The organism is Rhodanobacter sp. PCA2 (assembly GCF_013620825.1).
Taxonomy (GTDB): Bacteria; Pseudomonadota; Gammaproteobacteria; order Xanthomonadales; family Rhodanobacteraceae; genus Rhodanobacter_A.
The window spans coordinates 76241-92964 of the sequence record NZ_NJIC01000036.1; the positions used below are offsets into that span (position 1 = coordinate 76241).

Consider the following 16724-nt stretch of genomic DNA (forward strand, 5'->3'; position numbering starts at 1 on the left):
GGTCTGGTCGAGGCGATACAGGCAGAGGTAATTCGCGCGCCCCTTCAGCAGCGCCGTCTTCAGGCGCGCGCCGAGCACGGAAACCACTTTCGGCAGGTCGCGGAAATACAGCTGATCCTGCAGCGCCTTGGTGCCGGTGGAAACGACCACGCGCTCGCCGGACAGCAGCGCGGGCACCAGGTAGGCGTAGGTCTTGCCGGTGCCGGTGCCCGCCTCGGCGACCAGGGTGTCGCGCCCGGCGATGGCCTGCGCCACTGCCGCCGCCATCGCCTGCTGCGCGGCGCGCGGCGCGAAGTTCGGCAGCTCGCGCGCGAACGGGCCATCGGCGCCCAGCAGCGCATCGACGCGGTCGGGCGGCGTGTCGTCGGAATCCATCATCGCCGCAGTATCGCCCAGCGCCTGCACGCGGCCAAACCGTTTCGCGCGCGCGGCGCGGCGGCGGCCGGCCGCACGCGGGAACTCAGAAGCGGTTCACGCCCTGCACGTGGCACTTCTCCACCCACTTCTGCGCGGTGGCGGCGCCGGCCTCGTCGTCGGCCTGCTTGCGCAGCTGGGCCATGGTCTCCCAGTTGCGCGCGCACAGCGGGCCCAGCTTGGGGCCCAGCGTCCACGACTGCTGCGCCAGCTTCTGCGCCTGCGCGTAGTCGTGCTGGTACACCGCCACCTCGGCGCGATCCTGCAGCAGGTCCGGCGATTCCGGGCTGCGCTTCAGCGCCTGGTCGAGCTTGGCCGCGGCGGCGTCGTAATGGCCGGCCCGCACGTCGGCTTCCGCCGCCGTCTGCCACGCGTTGATGCCGGGATCGGCGAGCGGCTGCACCGCGATCACCGACTGCTCGCGTTCGCCGGCGGCGCGGATCGCCGCGACCATCGCGGCGGGCGCCAGCGCGGCGCGCGGCTTCGGCGCCTCGACCGGGGCCGGGGTGGTGCAGGCTGCCAGCAGCACCGCCGCCAACGGCAGGGGCCACGCACGCAGGAATGGACGGACGAAGTACATGCTCAGTTTCCGCTGGGAGGTTGGACGGCCACCGGGGGCGCATCGGCATCGGCCGGCGCGGCGCCGGACGCCGCGGCCGCGGGATTGCCGCCGCCGAACAAGGTCTGCCAGAAGCCGCAGCCCTCGACGTCGCCGGACAGCGAGCCCGCCACCACCGGCACCTGCTTCGCGCCGCTGCACTGCGACTCGGTGGGGCGGCCGTCGACGGGGTTGATCCAGGCCATCTGCAGGCCGTCGCCCAGCGTGGCGGGCAGCGGCCGGGTGGGCAGCTTGGCGAACAGGTTGCGCCACACGCGCAGCGCGCCGGTGGCGCCGAACAGGTGGGTGGGCTTGTTGTCGTCGCGGCCCATCCAGAACACCCCGAGGTGCTCGCCGGTGAAGCCGGCGAACCAGCTGTCGCGCAGGTCATTGCTGGTGCCGGTCTTGCCGGCGACGTGCAGCGAGGCGAGGCTGGAGTCGCCCAGCGAATGCGCGGTGCCGTACAGCGACACCTGCTGCATCGCCCAGGTCACCAGGCGCACCGCCGGCTGGTATTCGCCCTTGCCGGCCTGCACCTCGTAGCGCTTGACGGTGCGCCCGTTGCCGTCCACCACGCCGCGCACCGACAGCAGCGGCAGCGCATGCCCGTCGGAGGCGATGTATTCGTACATCTGCGCCACCTGCAGCGGCGCGAGGTCCAGCGCGCCGATCAGCAGCGAGGGGCCGTTGTTGACGTTGGTCAGCCCGAACGACTGCAGGAAGCCGCGGACGCGCGGCAGGCCCACCGCGAGGCCCAGCCGGATGCTGGCGATGTTCCAGGAATGCGCCAGCGCGTCCACCATCGGCACCATGCCGTGGCTCTCGTTGTCGTCGTTGTGCGGCTCCCACAGCGTGCCGTTCGGCATGCGCATGCTGAGCGGGCTGTCGTCCAGCGCGGTGGCGAGGTTCCAGCGCGAGGGATTGGCCAGCGCCACCAGGTAGACGAACGGCTTGATGGTGGAGCCGATCGGCCGCTGCGAATCCATCGCGCGGTTGAAGCCCTGGTCGCCGGGGATCTTGCTGCCCACCATCGCCAGCACGCTGCCGTCGTGGGCGTCGGTGACCACGCCGGCGGCCTGGATCGGGTCGGCGCGCTTGCCCAGTTCCTTCATCGTGGTGGCGACCGCCTGCTCGGTGTAGAGCTGCGCGGCCGGGTCCAGCGTGGTGAAGATCGACAGGTTGCCCGCGCGCAGCGTGTCCTCGTCGAAATCGGCGGTGATCTGCTGGCGCACCAGCTGCATGAAGGCAGGGAAGCGGTTGTGCGGCAGCTGGCCGTTCCTGATCACGTCCAGCGGCGCGGCCTGCGCGAGCTTCGCCTGCTCCGGCGCCAGCAGCCCGGTGTCGACGAACTCCTGCAGCACCAGGTTGCGGCGCGCCAGCGCGCGGTCCGGATAGCGGCGCGGGTCGTAGTAGCTCGGCCCCTTCACCAGGCCGACCAGCAAGGCGATCTCCTGCGGGCGCAGGTCGCGCAGCGGGCGGCCGTAGTAGAACTCCGACGCCGCCGCGAAACCGTGCACCGCCTGGCCGCCCTGCTGGCCCAGGAACACCTCGTTGACGTAGGCCTCGAGGATGCGGTCCTTGCTGTAGTGCATCTCCAGCAGCAGCGACATCAGCGCCTCGTTGATCTTGCGCGTGAAGGTCTGCTCGCGGCTGAGGTAGAGGTTGCGCACCAGCTGCTGGGTCAGCGTGGAGGCCCCCTGCACGGTGCGGCCGGCGCGCAGGTTCGCGAACGCGGCGCGCAGGATGCCGCCGAAGTCGATGCCGATGTTGTGCTTGAAGCTGCGGTCTTCCACCGCCTGCAGGCCGCCCACCAGCAGCGGCGGCAGGTCGGTCAGGCGCACGATGCGCCGTTCGACCTGGTTCGCGCCGTACACGGTGGCGATGCGCGCGGGATCGAGGTGGGTGAGCTCCAGGGGCTTGCCGGTGGCGAGGTCGCGCACCGCGGCGACCGTGCCCTTGCCCAGGGTCACCTGGATGCGCTTGGGCAGCTCGCCGCCCTCCGGCCCGGCATAGCCGCGCGAGGAGATCGTGTAGCTGCTGCCCTGCCGGGCCCAGCTGCCCGCGACCTTGCCGTGGCCGTCGTCGCTGTAACCGGCGAACGTGAGCTCCAGCTGCAGCGCGGCCGAGGTCATGGGCTCGCCGGCGGCCAGCGGCAGCGGCCGCGCGAACACCCGCGTGGGCACCGCGAACACCAGGTCGCTGAAACGCTGCTGCACGCGCTTGTTCAGCACCAGCGTGTACGGCAGCACGAAGCCCACCAGCAGGCCCAGGCCGATCCAGAACGGGATACGCACCCACGGCCAGCAGGCGCGTGCGAACGAACGGGTACGGGTCAACAAGGCCAATGCAGGGGAATCCAGGGCACGGTGTCCGGATGATAGGGGGTGCTACCCGGCGCGGATATGAACGGCCGGGGCGCTTTCGGGGGCGGCGCAAGGGCGCTGGCAGGCGCCGCGAGGCACCTGGCCGCAAGCCGCCGGGCCAGGCAGGCGGCCAGGGCTGCAGCCGTCACCGGGTCGCGCGAAACAGGGTGGGCAAGCCCATCCACGCCTGCGCGACGCCGGGATTGGACGCCGTGAAGCCTTCGCGCGGCGCGTGGCACAGGCCGATTTCCACCCGCGCGAACCCCGCCTCGCGCAGGCGGTCGACGATATCCCAGCCGAACGTGTGGAACGTGTAGATGCCGCCGTGGCGAACGCCGTCGCCGTGGTACTCGGGCGGCTCGATGTGTTCCACGCTGCCGTCGGGCAGCAGCCGTCCGCGCAGGATGGAAGCGGTGTTGCCGATGGCGAACGGCACGGTGAACAGCATGGCGCCGCCGTTGCGCAGCACGCGTGCGCATTCGCGCAGCGCCGCGCCGGTGTCGAAAACGTGTTCGAGCACGTCGCTGTGCACCAGCAGGTCCAGCGACTGCGCGGCGTACGAGAACGAGGTGATCGATTCGTGCCGCGTGCGACGCCAGCGCCACCAGTGCGTCGACCACCAGTAGCTTCGTCCCGGAACGCGGTCCGCACCGAGGAACTCCGAACCGGTGAGCCATGGCCAGCGGGCATGGGCCACGCGGTACAGCCGGGTGGATTTTTCCAGCAGCGCGCCACGCAGCGCGCCGCCACGGCCTTCGGCCTCCCCGGCGAGCGCGCAGTGGATCAGGCGCTGCCGCGTGGTCAGGCCGCAGCGACGGCAGCGCAGGCTTTCGCGCAGGTTGGGGTGGTCGCCGCCCTGGCCGACCTCGAATTCGCTGGGCCGGCCGCACGCCGTGCAATACCCCGATGCCGCCGACGAGGCGGCGATCGGCCGGTCGAACCGCACGATCGCGTCCTGCAGGCCCGATGCGGCGGCGGTGAATCCGTCGCGATCCGCAAACCACGAAATCCGCGTCATGCCGCGTCCCCGCCTGCCGGGCCCGCCGGCACCACCGGCGACATCCCGGTCAGCCCGACTTGTCGCCCGCCCGGTGCGCGATCCACGCGCCGACCACGGCCGAGACATAGGGGATGGATTGCGCGGCGAGGATGAACATCCACAGCATGCCCTCGATGTAGTGCGTGCCGTAGCTGCGCGCCATGCCCACGATGCACAGCGCCAGCGCGACCGCCATCAGCAGTTCCTCGCGCACCGGCGCGAACGCGGCGAAGCTGCTGCCGCCCATGCGCCGGCTCTTGGCGGTGACCACGAACGAGGTCTTCTGGCGGGTGAGCCCGTGCAGGATGCCGCGCGCGATGGCGTGCGACAGACCCATGCTGGCCAGCGAGGCCATCAGGGTGTCGTACCAGCCGCAGGGCACGCGGGCGCGGTACAGCACGATGCCGAAGATCGCCTTGGCGAAGAAGAAGCCGATCACCGGGATCAGGAACAGCTGCATCGGCAGGCTGAAATACTGCGGAAGCGCGACCATGCCCGCGGTCCAGAACAGCGCCATCAGGGTGAAGATCAGGTGCAGCGCGTCGGCGAACCAGCTGAACCAGCCGGTGAGGAAGTGGAAGCGCTGGCCGGCCGAGAGCGGCCCCCGCTGCGTCATCCAGCTCCAGCGGCCCTTGAGGATCTGCATCGCGCCGAAGGCCCAGCGGTAGCGCTGGCTCTTGTACGCCTTGAAGTCGGCCGGGGTGAGGCCCTTGCCCATCAGCTCGTCGACGTAGACCAGCTCGTAGCCGGCATGCATCAGGCGCAGGCCCAGCTCGGCGTCCTCGCAGATCGTCCACTCCGACCAGCCGCCGGTGCCTTCCAGCGCGCTACGCCGCACCATGGTCATGGTGCCGTGCTGGATGATCGCGTTGCGCTCGTTGCGATGGTGCATGCCGATGCGGAAGAAGCCGTCGTATTCCCACGCGGTCATGCGGCGGAAGCGGTTGTGCTCGAAGTCGCGGTGCGCCTGCGGGCACTGCACCACCGCCACCTTCGGATCGTGGAAGTAACCCGTGAGCGTGGCCAGCCAGTCGTGGCGCACCACGTAGTCGGCGTCGATCACCGCCACCACGTCGGCCTCGGGCGCGGTTTCCTTCAAGCCGAAATTCAGCGCGCCGGCCTTGAAGCCGGGCCACGGCTCCAGGTGGAAGAAGCGGAAGCGCTTGCCCAGCTTCTCGCAATAGTCCTTCACCGGGCCCCACACCGCCGGGTCCTTGGTGTTGTTGTCGATCACCAGCACTTCGTAGTTCTGGTAGTCGAGCTCGGCCAGCGAATCCAGCGTGACGATCACCATCTCCGGCGGCTCGTTGTAGCAGGCCAGGTGGATGGAGACGAACGGCTGCTTCTCGGGGCTGTCCGGCCGCAGCATGCCGGCATGGCGCACCCACTCGCGCCGCCACAGCACCTCGGTGAACTCGAAGCCGTTGATCAGCAGGATGGCGAGGATCGCGATCTGGGCCGGGAACAGCAGCACCAGCATCGTCCAGTCCACCCAGCTCAGGTAGAAGTTGAACGGCAGCGTGGCCGACCACACGATCAGGCCGCAGGCGAGCTGGATCAGCGCGCAGAAGAAGAAGCGCCCGGTGAGCTTGAAGCGCGCGAAGCGCCGCGCGAACCAGATCATCGGCAGCAGGGCCAGCAGGCTCGCCGCCAGCGCCTTCCACGGCCAGCCGGTGTCTTCCGTCACCGGGCCGGTGAACGGGAACTTCGGCTGGCGGTCGGCGTTGAACATGCCCCAGTACGCCTCGGTGCGGCCCGAGAGCTGCTCCTTCCAGGGCTGGTCGAACGCCTCCATCACGTAATAGTCGAGATGCAGCTGCTTCGCCACGTTGAACCACTGGCGCAGGAAGATCGCCTCGTCCGACACCGACGGGTAGGCGTACTCCTTGCGGTCGCCGTTCGACGGCCAGCCGATCTCGCCGATCACGATGTGCTTGCCGGGGAACTGCTTCTGCAACTGCTCGTAGCTGCCCAGCGCCGCGCCGATCGCGTCCTTGCGCGGGATGCCGTTCCAGTACGGGAACAGGTGCACGGTGATGAAGTCCACGTGCTCGGCCAGCTCGGGATACTTCATCCAGATGTAGTCGGGCTCGGCGGTGGACACCGGCTGGCGCAGCGCGGCGCGCACCCGGTCCAGGTAGGCCATCATCTGTTCGGGCGTGACGTTGTTGCGGAACAGCGTCTCGTTGCCCACCAGCACCCGGGTGATGGTGCCGGGGTAGCGCCGCGCCTGCGCGATCAGCGCGGCGATCTCGCGTTCGTTGTTGTCCAGCCGCGTGTCGATCCACGCGCCGGACAGCAGCTTCAGCCCCTCGCGCTCCGCGAGGCGCGGAACCTGCGGGGTCTGCAGCATCGAGTAGGTGCGGATGTTCGGGGTGTACTGGCGCACCAGCCGGAGATCGGCGTCGATCTGCTCGTCGCTGGGGAACTTGTCCTTCAGCGGATCCTGGTAGCGCTGGTACGGCTCCAGCGCGAAACCGCCGATGGGACCGTGCCAGTCCTCGGGTCCATGCGGGCGGTTGCCCCACCACCACAGGGCGATGTTCAGCGCGGCCACCACCAGCGCCAGCACGACGGCAATGAACAGCGAAGGGCGGCGTTGAAAAGAAAGATCGGCGCTCAAGAAAGTCCCCGGGATGCCTCTCCTGAGGCGTGCCAAGCCGCGTGAGCTTAACCAATGCACGGCGCCGGCCTCAATAAAGGGCGGCCTCCGTGGTCAGCGCAAGGTCAGGGCAGCCGGCGGCGACCAGGTCGCAAGTCATGCTTGACAGCCCTGCACGTGTATTGTTGTATTGATACACATGGATGCCTCCCTGCTCACGATACAGCCGAACGCGCCCGAGCCGATCTACCGGCAGATCGTGGAACAGCTGCGCCGGCTGATCGCCGGCGGCCAGCTCGCCGCGGGCGAGCTGCTGCCTTCGGTGCGCGAAGTGGCCGGCTTCCACGCGATCAACCCGATGACGGTGTCGCGCGCCTACGGCCTGGCCGAGGCGGAGGGCCTGCTGGAACGCCTGCGCGGCAAGGGCATGGCGGTGGCCGCCACGCGCCGCGCCAGCCAGAGCGAAAGCCAGCGCCTCGCCCTGCTGGAGCCCCAACTGCTCGAACTGGCCCGCCACGCGCGCGAACTGGAACTGCCGCCCGACCCGGTGCTGCGCCGGCTCGGCAAGCTGATGGGGGACTGAGATGCTCGCCACGCCCGCCACGCTCGCCATCGCCGTCCTGCTGCCCTGCCTGCTGGTCGCCGTGCCGCTGCCCTGGCGCCGCGGCTCCCGCCAGCCGGACCGGCGGCTCGCCTGGCTGCAGCGGCTGCGGCAACGGATGCGGCCGCACGCGCTGGCCGCCCGCCCGGCCGCACGCGCGCACCCGCCCGCCGCCGCGCCGTCCCGGGCCGAAACGCCCACGCCATGACCACCGCGGCGATCCGGCACTGCCATCGCCCAACCACTCACACCAGATCGACACGGGGAAGGACCATGAACGCCATGCTCAGCGAAAGGACATCCGCCGCGGCCTCGCCGCTGGCCGCACACGGCCTCACGCACTGCTACGAAGGCAGCAACGTGCTGCGCGGCGTGGACCTCGCGCTGGAGCCCGGCAGCGTGCTGGGCCTGATCGGCCGCAACGGCGCCGGCAAGTCCACCCTGATCCGCGCCATGCTGGGCCTGCTCGAACCGCTGTCCGGCAGCGCGACGGTGTTCGGCGAACCGGCGCTCGAGCTGTCCGACGACGCCAAGGCCCGGCTCGCCTACGTGCCGCAGCAGCCGGAAGCGCTGGCCTGGCTCACCGCCCAGCAGATGCTGGACTACGTGGGCCGCTTCTATCCGCGCTGGGACGCCGAGTTCGCGCAGCGCACGCTGGAGCGCTGGAAGCTGCAGCCGAACAAGCTGCTGGCCAAGCTCTCGCCCGGCGAGCGCCAGCGCGTGGACCTGATCCGCGCGCTCGCCTCGCAGCCGGAACTGCTGGTGCTGGACGAACCGGCTGCCGCGCTCGACCCGGTGGCGCGCCGCGAGCTGCTGCGCGAGGTGGCCCTGCGCGCGGGCGAGAGCGGCACCACGGTGCTGTTCTCCACCCACATCGTCTCCGACCTCGAACGCGTGGCGTCCGAGATCGCGTTCCTGCACGAGGGCCGCCTGCTGCTGCGCTGTGGCGTGGACGAGACCAAGGAGCGCTACGCCCGGCTGTGGCTGCCCGCGGCAAAGAGCGCGGCCGCGCCTGCGCTGGCCTTGAGCCGCCGCCGCCACGAGGACGGCAGCCTCAGCCTGGTGGTGGAGCGCGACGCGCAAGGCCGCTGGCCGGAAGCCGCCCACCTGCCCGGCGCGCGCATCGATGCGCTGGGGCTGGAAGACCTGTTCGTGGAGATCGCCGAATGAATCGCCACGCCACCCTGACCGCGGGAGAAAGAACATGCGCCTGAGCGAGGTGTTGCTGATGCCCTGGCGTTCGACCCACCGCGCAACGCGCTGGTTCGTGTCGGGACTGTTCGTCGTCTGCGTGCTGGGGGCGATCGCGGCCGGCTGGTTCGGGCGCGACCACCTCTGGTGGCCGCTCAGCACCGGGATCTACTGCATAGGCGCGGCATTCGTGTGGGCGTTCTGGCTGCCGACCGGAATGCTGCTGGCCATCGACGCGCGCAAGCTGCGCCTGCCCGGCATGCAGCGGGCGATCCATGCCGGCATGCTGCTTTATGGCCTGCTCACGATCGCGGCACCCACCCTGGTGCTGGGCATGCTGGGCGCGAAGGCGCCGCTGGTGGCGGTACTGGCCGCGCTGGCGGTGGCCGGGGGCCTGGGCTTCGCGCTGCTGCCGCGCTGGTGCGCGATGCTGATGGGCTTCGTTCCCGCGTTGAACATCGGGCTGCGCCACCTGTTCCAGTTCCCGTCCCTGCTCGACCCGCGCTGGCTGGTGTGGGGCGCGCTTGCGGCTGCGGCGCTGCTGGTCGTCGACGTGCTGCGCTGGCGGCAACTGCTGCGCAGCGACGCCGACAACGAACTGGGCTTCGGCAGCGCGATGGTGCTGCAGTACCGCCGCCAGGGCGCAATGGGCAACTGGAACGGCCTGCAGCAACTGGACAGCGGGCAATTGATACGCCAGCGCCCGGACTGGATGCAGCCGCGCGCCGACCTGCGCCGCACCGGGCCGCAATTCACCGTGCGCACGCTGCGCGTGGCGCTGGGCGGCTGGTACCTGCCGAAGACGCTGGCCGGCCACCTGCGCGCGGCGGCGCCGGTGCTGCTGCCCATCCTGCTGGCGATCCCGGTGATGGCGCTGGTGTTCGCCAGCAATCGCCAGCCGGGTTTGAGCAGCGCCAGCCTCATCGGCTTCGGCGCCGGCCTGCTGTGGGCCCTGCTGTTCGGCAGCCTGATGCTCACCGCGATGACCTCGGTGCTGCTACGCCAGCGCTGGCAGCGCAACAATGCCGAACTGCCGCTGCTGGCCCTGCTGCCGGGACTGGGCGACGCCCCGCATGTGCGGCGCAGCCTGCTGCGCGCCGCGCTCACCTCGCCGGTGACCGCGCAGCTCCTGGTGCTGGGCACCGTGCTTGTCGCAGCGCTGATCGCCGCGCACTACCGGCACATGAGCGGGCTCAGCCTGCTGCTGGTCGCCCTGCCCCAACTGGCCGTCGCGGGCGCGATGGTCGCGCAGGTGCTGTGCACGCTGGGCGGCCGCAAGTTGCCGACCTGGGGCGAGTGGCTGGTCTACACCCCGTTGCTGGTGCTGTTCTTCGTCAGCACCTTCATACCGATAACCACCCTGGGCCGTCACCCCTGGCAGTACGCGAACCTCGTCCAGGGCTGGCTCAGCGTCGCGTGGGTGGCGATGGCAGTGGTGCTGCTGTGGCTGGGGCGCCGCGGCTGGCAGGCCTTGCTGCGCCGCCCGCATCCGTTCCTGGCCAGCGCGTGAGGGTGGATGGACCGGGTGCCGGCGCGCGCAAGTACTTGCGCGCGCCGGTTCGCTACGCTGCAGCACCTGCCGTGCCGCATGCCGGCACCGGCCCCGCGTTCGGCGCGATCAGGGTCGGCGGCAGCATGCGCACCCGCCACGGACAGGTGAATTCATCCAGGGAGGCACGACCATGAGCTTTGCGACCATCCGGTCCCTGCAGCGCGACTACGGGTTGCCGTTCGTCGCCGCGGCGAACCTCATCCACGCGCAGACGGCGCTGGCGCGCAAGCATTACCGCGTGTGGTTCGTGCTGGGCGGCATCGGCCTCGCGGTCATGATCGCGGGCGCCTTCCTGCTGTCCCGGCCTTTCGCGAACCCGGTGTTCAACATCGTCTGGGCTTGCGCCTGCCTGTGCAGCGGCATCGGGGAACTTCTGAGCCGGCGGCGCGCCCAAGCCTGCATCGTGGCCGTGGCCCGCGGTCCCGCTGCGGGCAGCGGCCCGGGCGGTTGAATCCTTCGCTCCAAACCTCGGGACGCGAGGCGCGCGTCCGTCTTCGCAACGACACAAGGATCGAACGATGAACAAGCGAGTTCTGCAACTGGCCGCGGCAATCGGCCTGGCGCTGGCGGCGGGCGGCGCGATGGCCGCGACGAACGACGCCGACGTCACCCGTGCCACGCTGGACAACGGCCTGCGGGTGGTGATCGTGCGCGACACGCTGGCGCCGGTGATCACCACCGAGATGAACTACCTCGCCGGTTCCGACGAGGTGCCGGAAGGCTTCCCCGGCACCGCGCACGCGGTGGAACACATGATGTTCCGCGGCAGCCCCGGCCTCAGCAAGGACCAGCTCGCGGCGATCGCGGCGAACATGGGCGGCGCGTTCAATGCCGACACCACGCAGGGCGTGACGCAGTACTACTTCGTGGCGCCGGCGCAGGACCTCGACGTGGCCTTGCACGTGCAGAGCCTGCGCATGCGCGGCGTGGACATGGACCAGAAGGAATGGGACAAGGAGCGCGGCGCGATCGAGCAGGAAGTCTCGCGCGACCTCTCCAGCCCCGACTTCAAGTTCTACACGCAGCTGCTGGAGCAGATGTTCGCCGGCACGCCGTACGCGCATACGCCGCTGGGCACGCGGCCCTCGTTCGAGAAGACCACGGCGGCGATGCTGAAGCACTTCCACGACACCTGGTACGCACCGAACAACGCGATCCTGGTGATCGCGGGCGATGTCGATCCCGCCGCCACGCTGGCGAAGGTGAAGCAGGAGTTCGGCGGCATCGCGCGCAGGACGCTGCCTGCCCGTCCCGCGTTCGAGTTCAAGCCGGTGACGGCGAAGACGGTGCAGTTGCCCACCGACAGCCCCTACGGTTCGGTCTACCTGGGCTACCGCATGCCGGGGCTCACCTCGAAGGACCATGCCACCGCCCTGGTGCTGGGCCAGGCGCTGGGCTCGCAGCGCGCCGCGCTCGCGGGCATGCGCTTCGACGGCACCGCGCTGTTCGGCGGCTTCTTCGGCGAGTCCATGCCGCATGCTGGCGTGGGCATGGCCGTGGGCATCTTCCCCAAGGGCGGCAACCCGCAACCCATCCTCGCGAAGATGCAGGGCATCCTTGCCGAGGCGGCGAGCAAGGGTATCGATCCGGCGCTTGTGGACGCGGCCAAGCGCAAGGCGATCGCGAGCCTGGAATTCAAGAAGAACTCGGTGGACGGCCTCGCCAACGCCTGGTCGCACGCGCTGGCCTTCCAGGGTGCAGAGTCGCCCGACGCGATCAAGGCGGCGATCGAGGCCGTGACGCCGGCGGCGGTGAATGCGCTGGCGAAGCAGACTTTCGACCCCGCCCACGCGATCACCGCCATCCTCACCCCGGAAAGCTCGGGCAAGCCGGTGGCGGGCAAGGGCTTCGGCGGCGCCGAGAGCTTCGCTTCCAGCCCCGACAAGCCGGTGCAGTTGCCCGCATGGGCCGAGCAGGCGTTCGCCAGGCTCGAAGTGCCGAAGTCCTCGCTGAACCCGGTCACCTACACCCTGCCGAACGGCCTCACCCTGATCGTGCAGCCGGAAACCATCAGCGACACAGTGGAACTCTTCGGCCGCATCAAGACCAACCAGGACCTGCAGGCCGCGAAGGGCGAGGAAGGCGTGGCCGACGTGCTGGGCGGCCTGTTCCCGTTCGGCACCGAGCACATGGACCGCCTGCAGTTCCAGCAGGCGCTGGACGAAATCAGCGCGCGCGCGAACGCCGGGTCCCACTTCTCGCTGGCGGTGCCGTCCGCGCACTTCGCCGAAGGCGTGAAGCTGCTGGCCGACAACGAACTGCACCCCGCCCTGCCCGCGCAGGCTTTCGGCGTGGTGCAGCAACAGACCGCCGGCATGCTGGCCGGACAGCTGCAGTCGCCCGATTTCCTGCTGCAGCTGGGCCTGGGCAAGGCGCTGCTGCCCGCGAACGACCTGCAGCTGCGCCACGCCACGCCGCAAAACGTGACGACGCTGACGCTGGACAAGGTGAAGCAGTATTACGCGCAGACCTTCCGCCCCGACATGACCACCATCGTGATCGTCGGCAAGGTCGATCCGGCGCAGGCGAAGCAGGTGATCGAACAGGCCTTCGGCGACTGGAAGGCCAGCGGACCGAAGCCCGACACCGACTACGCCGCCGTGCCCGCGAACCAGCCCGGCAAGCTGCACGTGCCCGACGCCAGCGCGGTGCAGGACAGCGTGGACATGGCGCAGACCATCGCCGTCACCTACGACGATCCCGCGCGCTACGCGATCAACCTCGGCGACCAGGTGCTGGGCGGCGGCTTCTACGCCTCGCGGCTCACCCGCGACCTGCGCGAAAAGCACGGCCTCGTCTACACCGTGGGCGTGGGCCTGGATGCCGACAAGCACCGCGGCACCTACAAGGTGTTCTTCGGTTGCGATCCCGACAAGGTGGCAGCGGCCAGCGCGCTGGTGGTGCAGAACCTCAAGCAGATGCAGCAGCAGTCGGTGACCGACACCGAGCTGAAGCAGGCCAAGGGCATCCTGCTGCGCCGCATCCCGCTCGGCGAATCCAGCTTCGGCGCGATCGGCGGCCAGTTGCTCACCCTGTCGCTGCAGGGCAAGCCGCTGGATGCGATGACCGTCGCCGGCCAGCACTACCTCGAACTCACCGCACCGGAAGTGCAGCGGGCCTTCCAGAAGTACGTGCGCCCGGACGGGCTGGTCACCGCGGTGAAGGGGCCAGCGCCGAAGAGCTGAGCCTTGTCAGATGCAGCAGCACATCCTGTGCGCGCATGCCTTGGTGGATGGAATCAAGGCGTCGCGCACAGGGTGCGCAACCGCGTCCAAGCACGATCGCGGCCATATCCAAGGAAGACATCATGAATTTCAGCGACAAACTCGACAAGGCACGTCGTCTTCTCGACGCCAAAGGCATCAGTCCATCCGACAGCGCTCCACCTCTGTTCCGCTTGCTCTGGCGCTTCGGCGCAGAGGTACCGCCACCTCACTTCCGCAGCTTCGCTGGAAACGCCCTGTTGATGGGCGGATTCTTCGGCGTCACGTGGAGCATCGCGATGCAAGCCCTCCGCCTCGCAGGCTGGCTACCCCAGCGTCACGTGCTTTCTACGTCACAAAACATTGGCCTGTTCGCGGTCATGCTGCTTGCTTCTGGCAGTCTTTTCGGCTTGGCAATGGCGTGGCATTACCACCGCGGCGCGCGTCGAAACGCCATCCCCGCATGGTCGGATTTTCATCCGGCGGTGGAATGAGGCACTCCAAACGAGTATCCGGCACGATTCGCGAGCCGATGGACTCGGAGCATGCACCGCAACACCACCACTCGCACGACATGCCCCAATGACAAAGCCCGCCACTCGGCGGGCTTTGTCATTGGGGCCCCAGGCAACTCACTTCAGCAGCGAGCGCAGCATCCACGCCGTCTTCTCGTGCGCCTTGAGGCGACCGGTGAGCATGTCGGCGGTGCCTTCGTCGCCGGCCTTGTCCGCCACCTTGATCGCGGCACGCGCGGTGTGCGCGGCGATTTCGTGGCCTTCCACCAGCTGGTTCACCATCACTTTCCACTCCGGCACACCGGCTTCTTCCTTGATGGAGCTGAGCTTGGCGAACTGGCTGTAGGAACCGGGCGCGAACATGTCCAGCGTGCGGATGCGCTCGGCCACTTCGTCGGCGGCCAGCCACAGCTCGTTGTACTGGGTCTCGAACATCGCGTGCAGGCTGTTGAACTGCGGGCCGGTGACGTTCCAGTGGAAGCTGTGGGTCTTGAGGTACAGCGAGTAGGTGTCGGCCAGCAGCCTGGACAACTGCTTGGCGATGGCTTCGCGGTCTTTGCGGGCAATACCGATGTTCGTGGCCATGGTGGCTTCCTCTTCGCGTCGTGGGATGGTGGCGACAGTAACGTCGCTGCGGATGACAGTGAAATGAATCCTTGCGATGCCCGCGATAGCCACAGGCTATCGGTTGAGCGAAACGCCTGCCGCTATCATGTGCGGTTCCATGAACGACCCCGGCCGCCCGCACCCCGCTTCCGAACCTTCCCTGCGCACGCTACGCGGGGCGCTGGATGGCGTGTGCAGCCGCGACTTCGGCCGTCTGCTGGGGCGCTGGCGCGCGCTGTCCAGGCGCCCCGACGCAAGGAAGCTTGCCGCGCTGGCTGCGGATATCGAGGCCTCCGCGGCGAAGCGCCGCAAGCGCATGGAGGCCAAGCCCGCGATTCGGCTCGACGAATCGCTGCCCATCACCGCGCGCGCCGACGAGATCGTCAAGCTGATCCGCGAGCACCAGGTGGTGGTGATCGCCGGCGAAACCGGCTCGGGCAAGACCACGCAATTGCCCAAGCTGTGCCTGGCCGCCGGCCGCGGCGAGGCGGGGCTGATCGGCTGCACCCAGCCGCGCCGGCTGGCCGCACGCTCGGTGGCGCGCCGCGTGGCGGAGGAACTCGGCACCCAGCTCGGCGACCAGGTGGGCTTCCAGGTGCGCTTCACCGACCAGGTGAGCGAGCGCACGCTGGTGAAGTTCATGACCGACGGCATCCTGCTCGCCGAGACGCAGGGCGATCCCTGGCTGTCGGCCTACGACACCCTGATCATCGACGAGGCGCACGAGCGCAGCCTCAACATCGACTTCCTGCTCGGCTATCTCAAGCGCCTCGCCGCGAAGCGCCCCGACCTCAAGATCATCGTCACCTCGGCCACCATCGACACCGCGCGTTTCGCGGAACACTTCGGCGGCGCGCCGGTGGTCTCGGTGGAAGGCCGCGCGTATCCGGTGGAGCTGCGCTGGCGGCCCGTCGACCAGCTCGGCGGCGAACGCGCACGCGGCGTGGGCCAGGGCAGCACCGAACACATCGCCGCCGTGCTCGACGAGATCGTGGCCGACCGCAGCCTGGGCGGCGGCCCCGGCGACGTGCTGGTGTTCCTGCCCGGCGAGCGCGAGATCCGCGACGCGCACCTGCTGCTGTCGCGCCGGCAATACCGCGAGACCGAGATCCTGCCGCTGTACGCGCGGCTCTCCGCCGCCGACCAGGACCGCGTCTTCAAGCCCGGTCCGAAACGCCGCGTGGTGCTGGCGACGAACGTGGCGGAAACCTCGCTCACCGTGCCGCGCATCCGCTACGTGGTCGACACCGGCCAGGCGCGCGTGAAGCGCTACAGCCAGCGCAGCCAGCTCGAACGCCTGCACGTGGAGCCGGTCTCGCAGGCCGCCGCCGACCAGCGCAAGGGCCGCTGCGGCCGCATCGGCCCCGGCATCTGCTACCGCCTGTACGACGAGGCGGATTTCGCCGCGCGCAGCGAATTCACCGACCCCGAACTGCTGCGCTCCTCGCTGGCCAACGTGACCCTGCGCATGCTGGCGCTGCAGCTGGGCGAGGTGGACGATTTCCCCTTCCTCGACGCGCCCGATCCGCGCGTGGTCGCCGACGGCTACCGCCGCCTCGCCGAGATCGGCGCGATCGACGCGGCGCGCACGCTCACCGCGATCGGCCGCACGCTGGCCCGGCTGCCGATCGACGTACAGCTGGCGCGCATGCTGGTGGAAGCGGAAAGACTCGGCGCGCTGCGCGAGCTGCTGACGGTGGTGTCCTTCCTCAGCATCCAGGACCCGCGCGAACGCCCCGCCGACGCGCGGCAGCAGGCCGACGCCGCGCACGCCGCGTTCGCCGACCCGAAATCCGATTTCCTCGGCGTGCTGAACCTGTGGCGCGATTACGGCAAGGCGCACGAGGAACTCACCCAGTCGAAACTGCGCGACTGGTGCTCGCGGCACTTCCTCAGCTTCATGCGCATGCGCGAATGGCGCGAACTGCACCGGCAGCTGCTGCTGGTGGTGCAGGAGTTGGGGTGGAAGCTCGACGCGCCTTCCCCCTCTCCCCTCCGGGGAGAGGGTCGGGGTGAGGGGCCGCGCTTGCGGGATAAAAA

The 16724-nt window shown here is 69.5% G+C and carries 14 protein-coding genes; 8 read left to right on the plus strand and 6 right to left on the minus strand.

All coding sequences use genetic code 11. The features are described 5' to 3' along the window. The 5 genes from PCA_RS17620 to PCA_RS12390 form a co-directional block, all read right to left on the minus strand. A partial coding sequence (locus tag PCA_RS17620) for a DEAD/DEAH box helicase (RefSeq protein WP_255436827.1) occupies positions 1–378 on the minus strand: 378 nt, incomplete at its 3' end. Between the two features lie 82 nt (positions 379–460). Then, positions 461–994 carry a tetratricopeptide repeat protein gene (locus PCA_RS12375; RefSeq protein WP_181302925.1) on the minus strand — a complete coding sequence of 178 codons (534 nt, stop codon included), beginning with the start codon at positions 992–994 and terminating at the stop codon, positions 461–463. A gap of 2 nt (positions 995–996) precedes the next feature. Continuing rightward, positions 997–3357 carry a penicillin-binding protein 1B gene (gene mrcB / locus PCA_RS12380; RefSeq protein WP_181302926.1) on the minus strand — a complete coding sequence of 787 codons (2361 nt, stop codon included), beginning with the start codon at positions 3355–3357 and terminating at the stop codon, positions 997–999. Positions 3358–3520: 163 nt separating this feature from the next. Further along, entirely contained in the window at positions 3521–4393 is an 873-nt protein-coding gene (locus PCA_RS12385; RefSeq protein WP_181302927.1) for a methyltransferase domain-containing protein, read from the minus strand. A 49-nt stretch (positions 4394–4442) separates the two neighbouring features. Further along, positions 4443–7037 (minus strand): glycosyltransferase family 2 protein, encoded by a 2595-nt coding sequence (locus tag PCA_RS12390; RefSeq protein ID WP_181302928.1) that lies wholly within the window; start codon positions 7035–7037, stop codon positions 4443–4445. Between the two features lie 178 nt (positions 7038–7215). Here PCA_RS12390 and PCA_RS12395 point away from each other — a divergent pair, with 178 nt between their 5' ends. From PCA_RS12395 to PCA_RS12425, 7 genes are all read left to right on the plus strand, one after another. After that, on the plus strand, positions 7216–7599 hold the full coding sequence (locus PCA_RS12395; protein ID WP_181302929.1) for a GntR family transcriptional regulator: 384 nt from the start codon (positions 7216–7218) through the stop codon (positions 7597–7599). Between the two features lies 1 nt (position 7600). Beyond that, entirely contained in the window at positions 7601–7825 is a 225-nt protein-coding gene (locus PCA_RS12400; RefSeq protein ID WP_181302930.1) for a hypothetical protein, read from the plus strand. Positions 7826–7890: 65 nt separating this feature from the next. After that, on the plus strand, positions 7891–8787 hold the full coding sequence (locus tag PCA_RS12405) for an ABC transporter ATP-binding protein (RefSeq protein WP_181302931.1): 897 nt from the start codon (positions 7891–7893) through the stop codon (positions 8785–8787). Positions 8788–8821: 34 nt separating this feature from the next. After that, positions 8822–10318, plus strand: coding sequence for a hypothetical protein (locus tag PCA_RS12410; RefSeq protein ID WP_181302932.1), 1497 nt, complete (start codon positions 8822–8824; stop codon positions 10316–10318). A 172-nt stretch (positions 10319–10490) separates the two neighbouring features. After that, complete coding sequence (locus tag PCA_RS12415) at positions 10491–10811, plus strand: hypothetical protein (protein ID WP_181302933.1); 321 nt, start codon at positions 10491–10493, stop codon at positions 10809–10811. Between the two features lie 67 nt (positions 10812–10878). Next, positions 10879–13545: a pitrilysin family protein gene (locus PCA_RS12420; RefSeq protein WP_181302934.1), complete on the plus strand. Its 2667-nt coding sequence runs from the start codon at positions 10879–10881 to the stop codon at positions 13543–13545. A gap of 122 nt (positions 13546–13667) precedes the next feature. Next, positions 13668–14057, plus strand: a complete 390-nt coding sequence (locus PCA_RS12425; RefSeq protein WP_181302935.1) for a DUF6404 family protein — start codon at positions 13668–13670, stop codon at positions 14055–14057. Positions 14058–14195: 138 nt separating this feature from the next. Here the strand turns inward: PCA_RS12425 and PCA_RS12430 are convergent, their stop codons facing one another. Then, positions 14196–14663, minus strand: a complete 468-nt coding sequence (locus PCA_RS12430; protein ID WP_181302936.1) for a Dps family protein — start codon at positions 14661–14663, stop codon at positions 14196–14198. A 139-nt stretch (positions 14664–14802) separates the two neighbouring features. Here PCA_RS12430 and hrpA point away from each other — a divergent pair. After that, a partial coding sequence (hrpA, locus tag PCA_RS12435) for an ATP-dependent RNA helicase HrpA (protein WP_255436829.1) occupies positions 14803–16724 on the plus strand: 1922 nt, incomplete at its 3' end.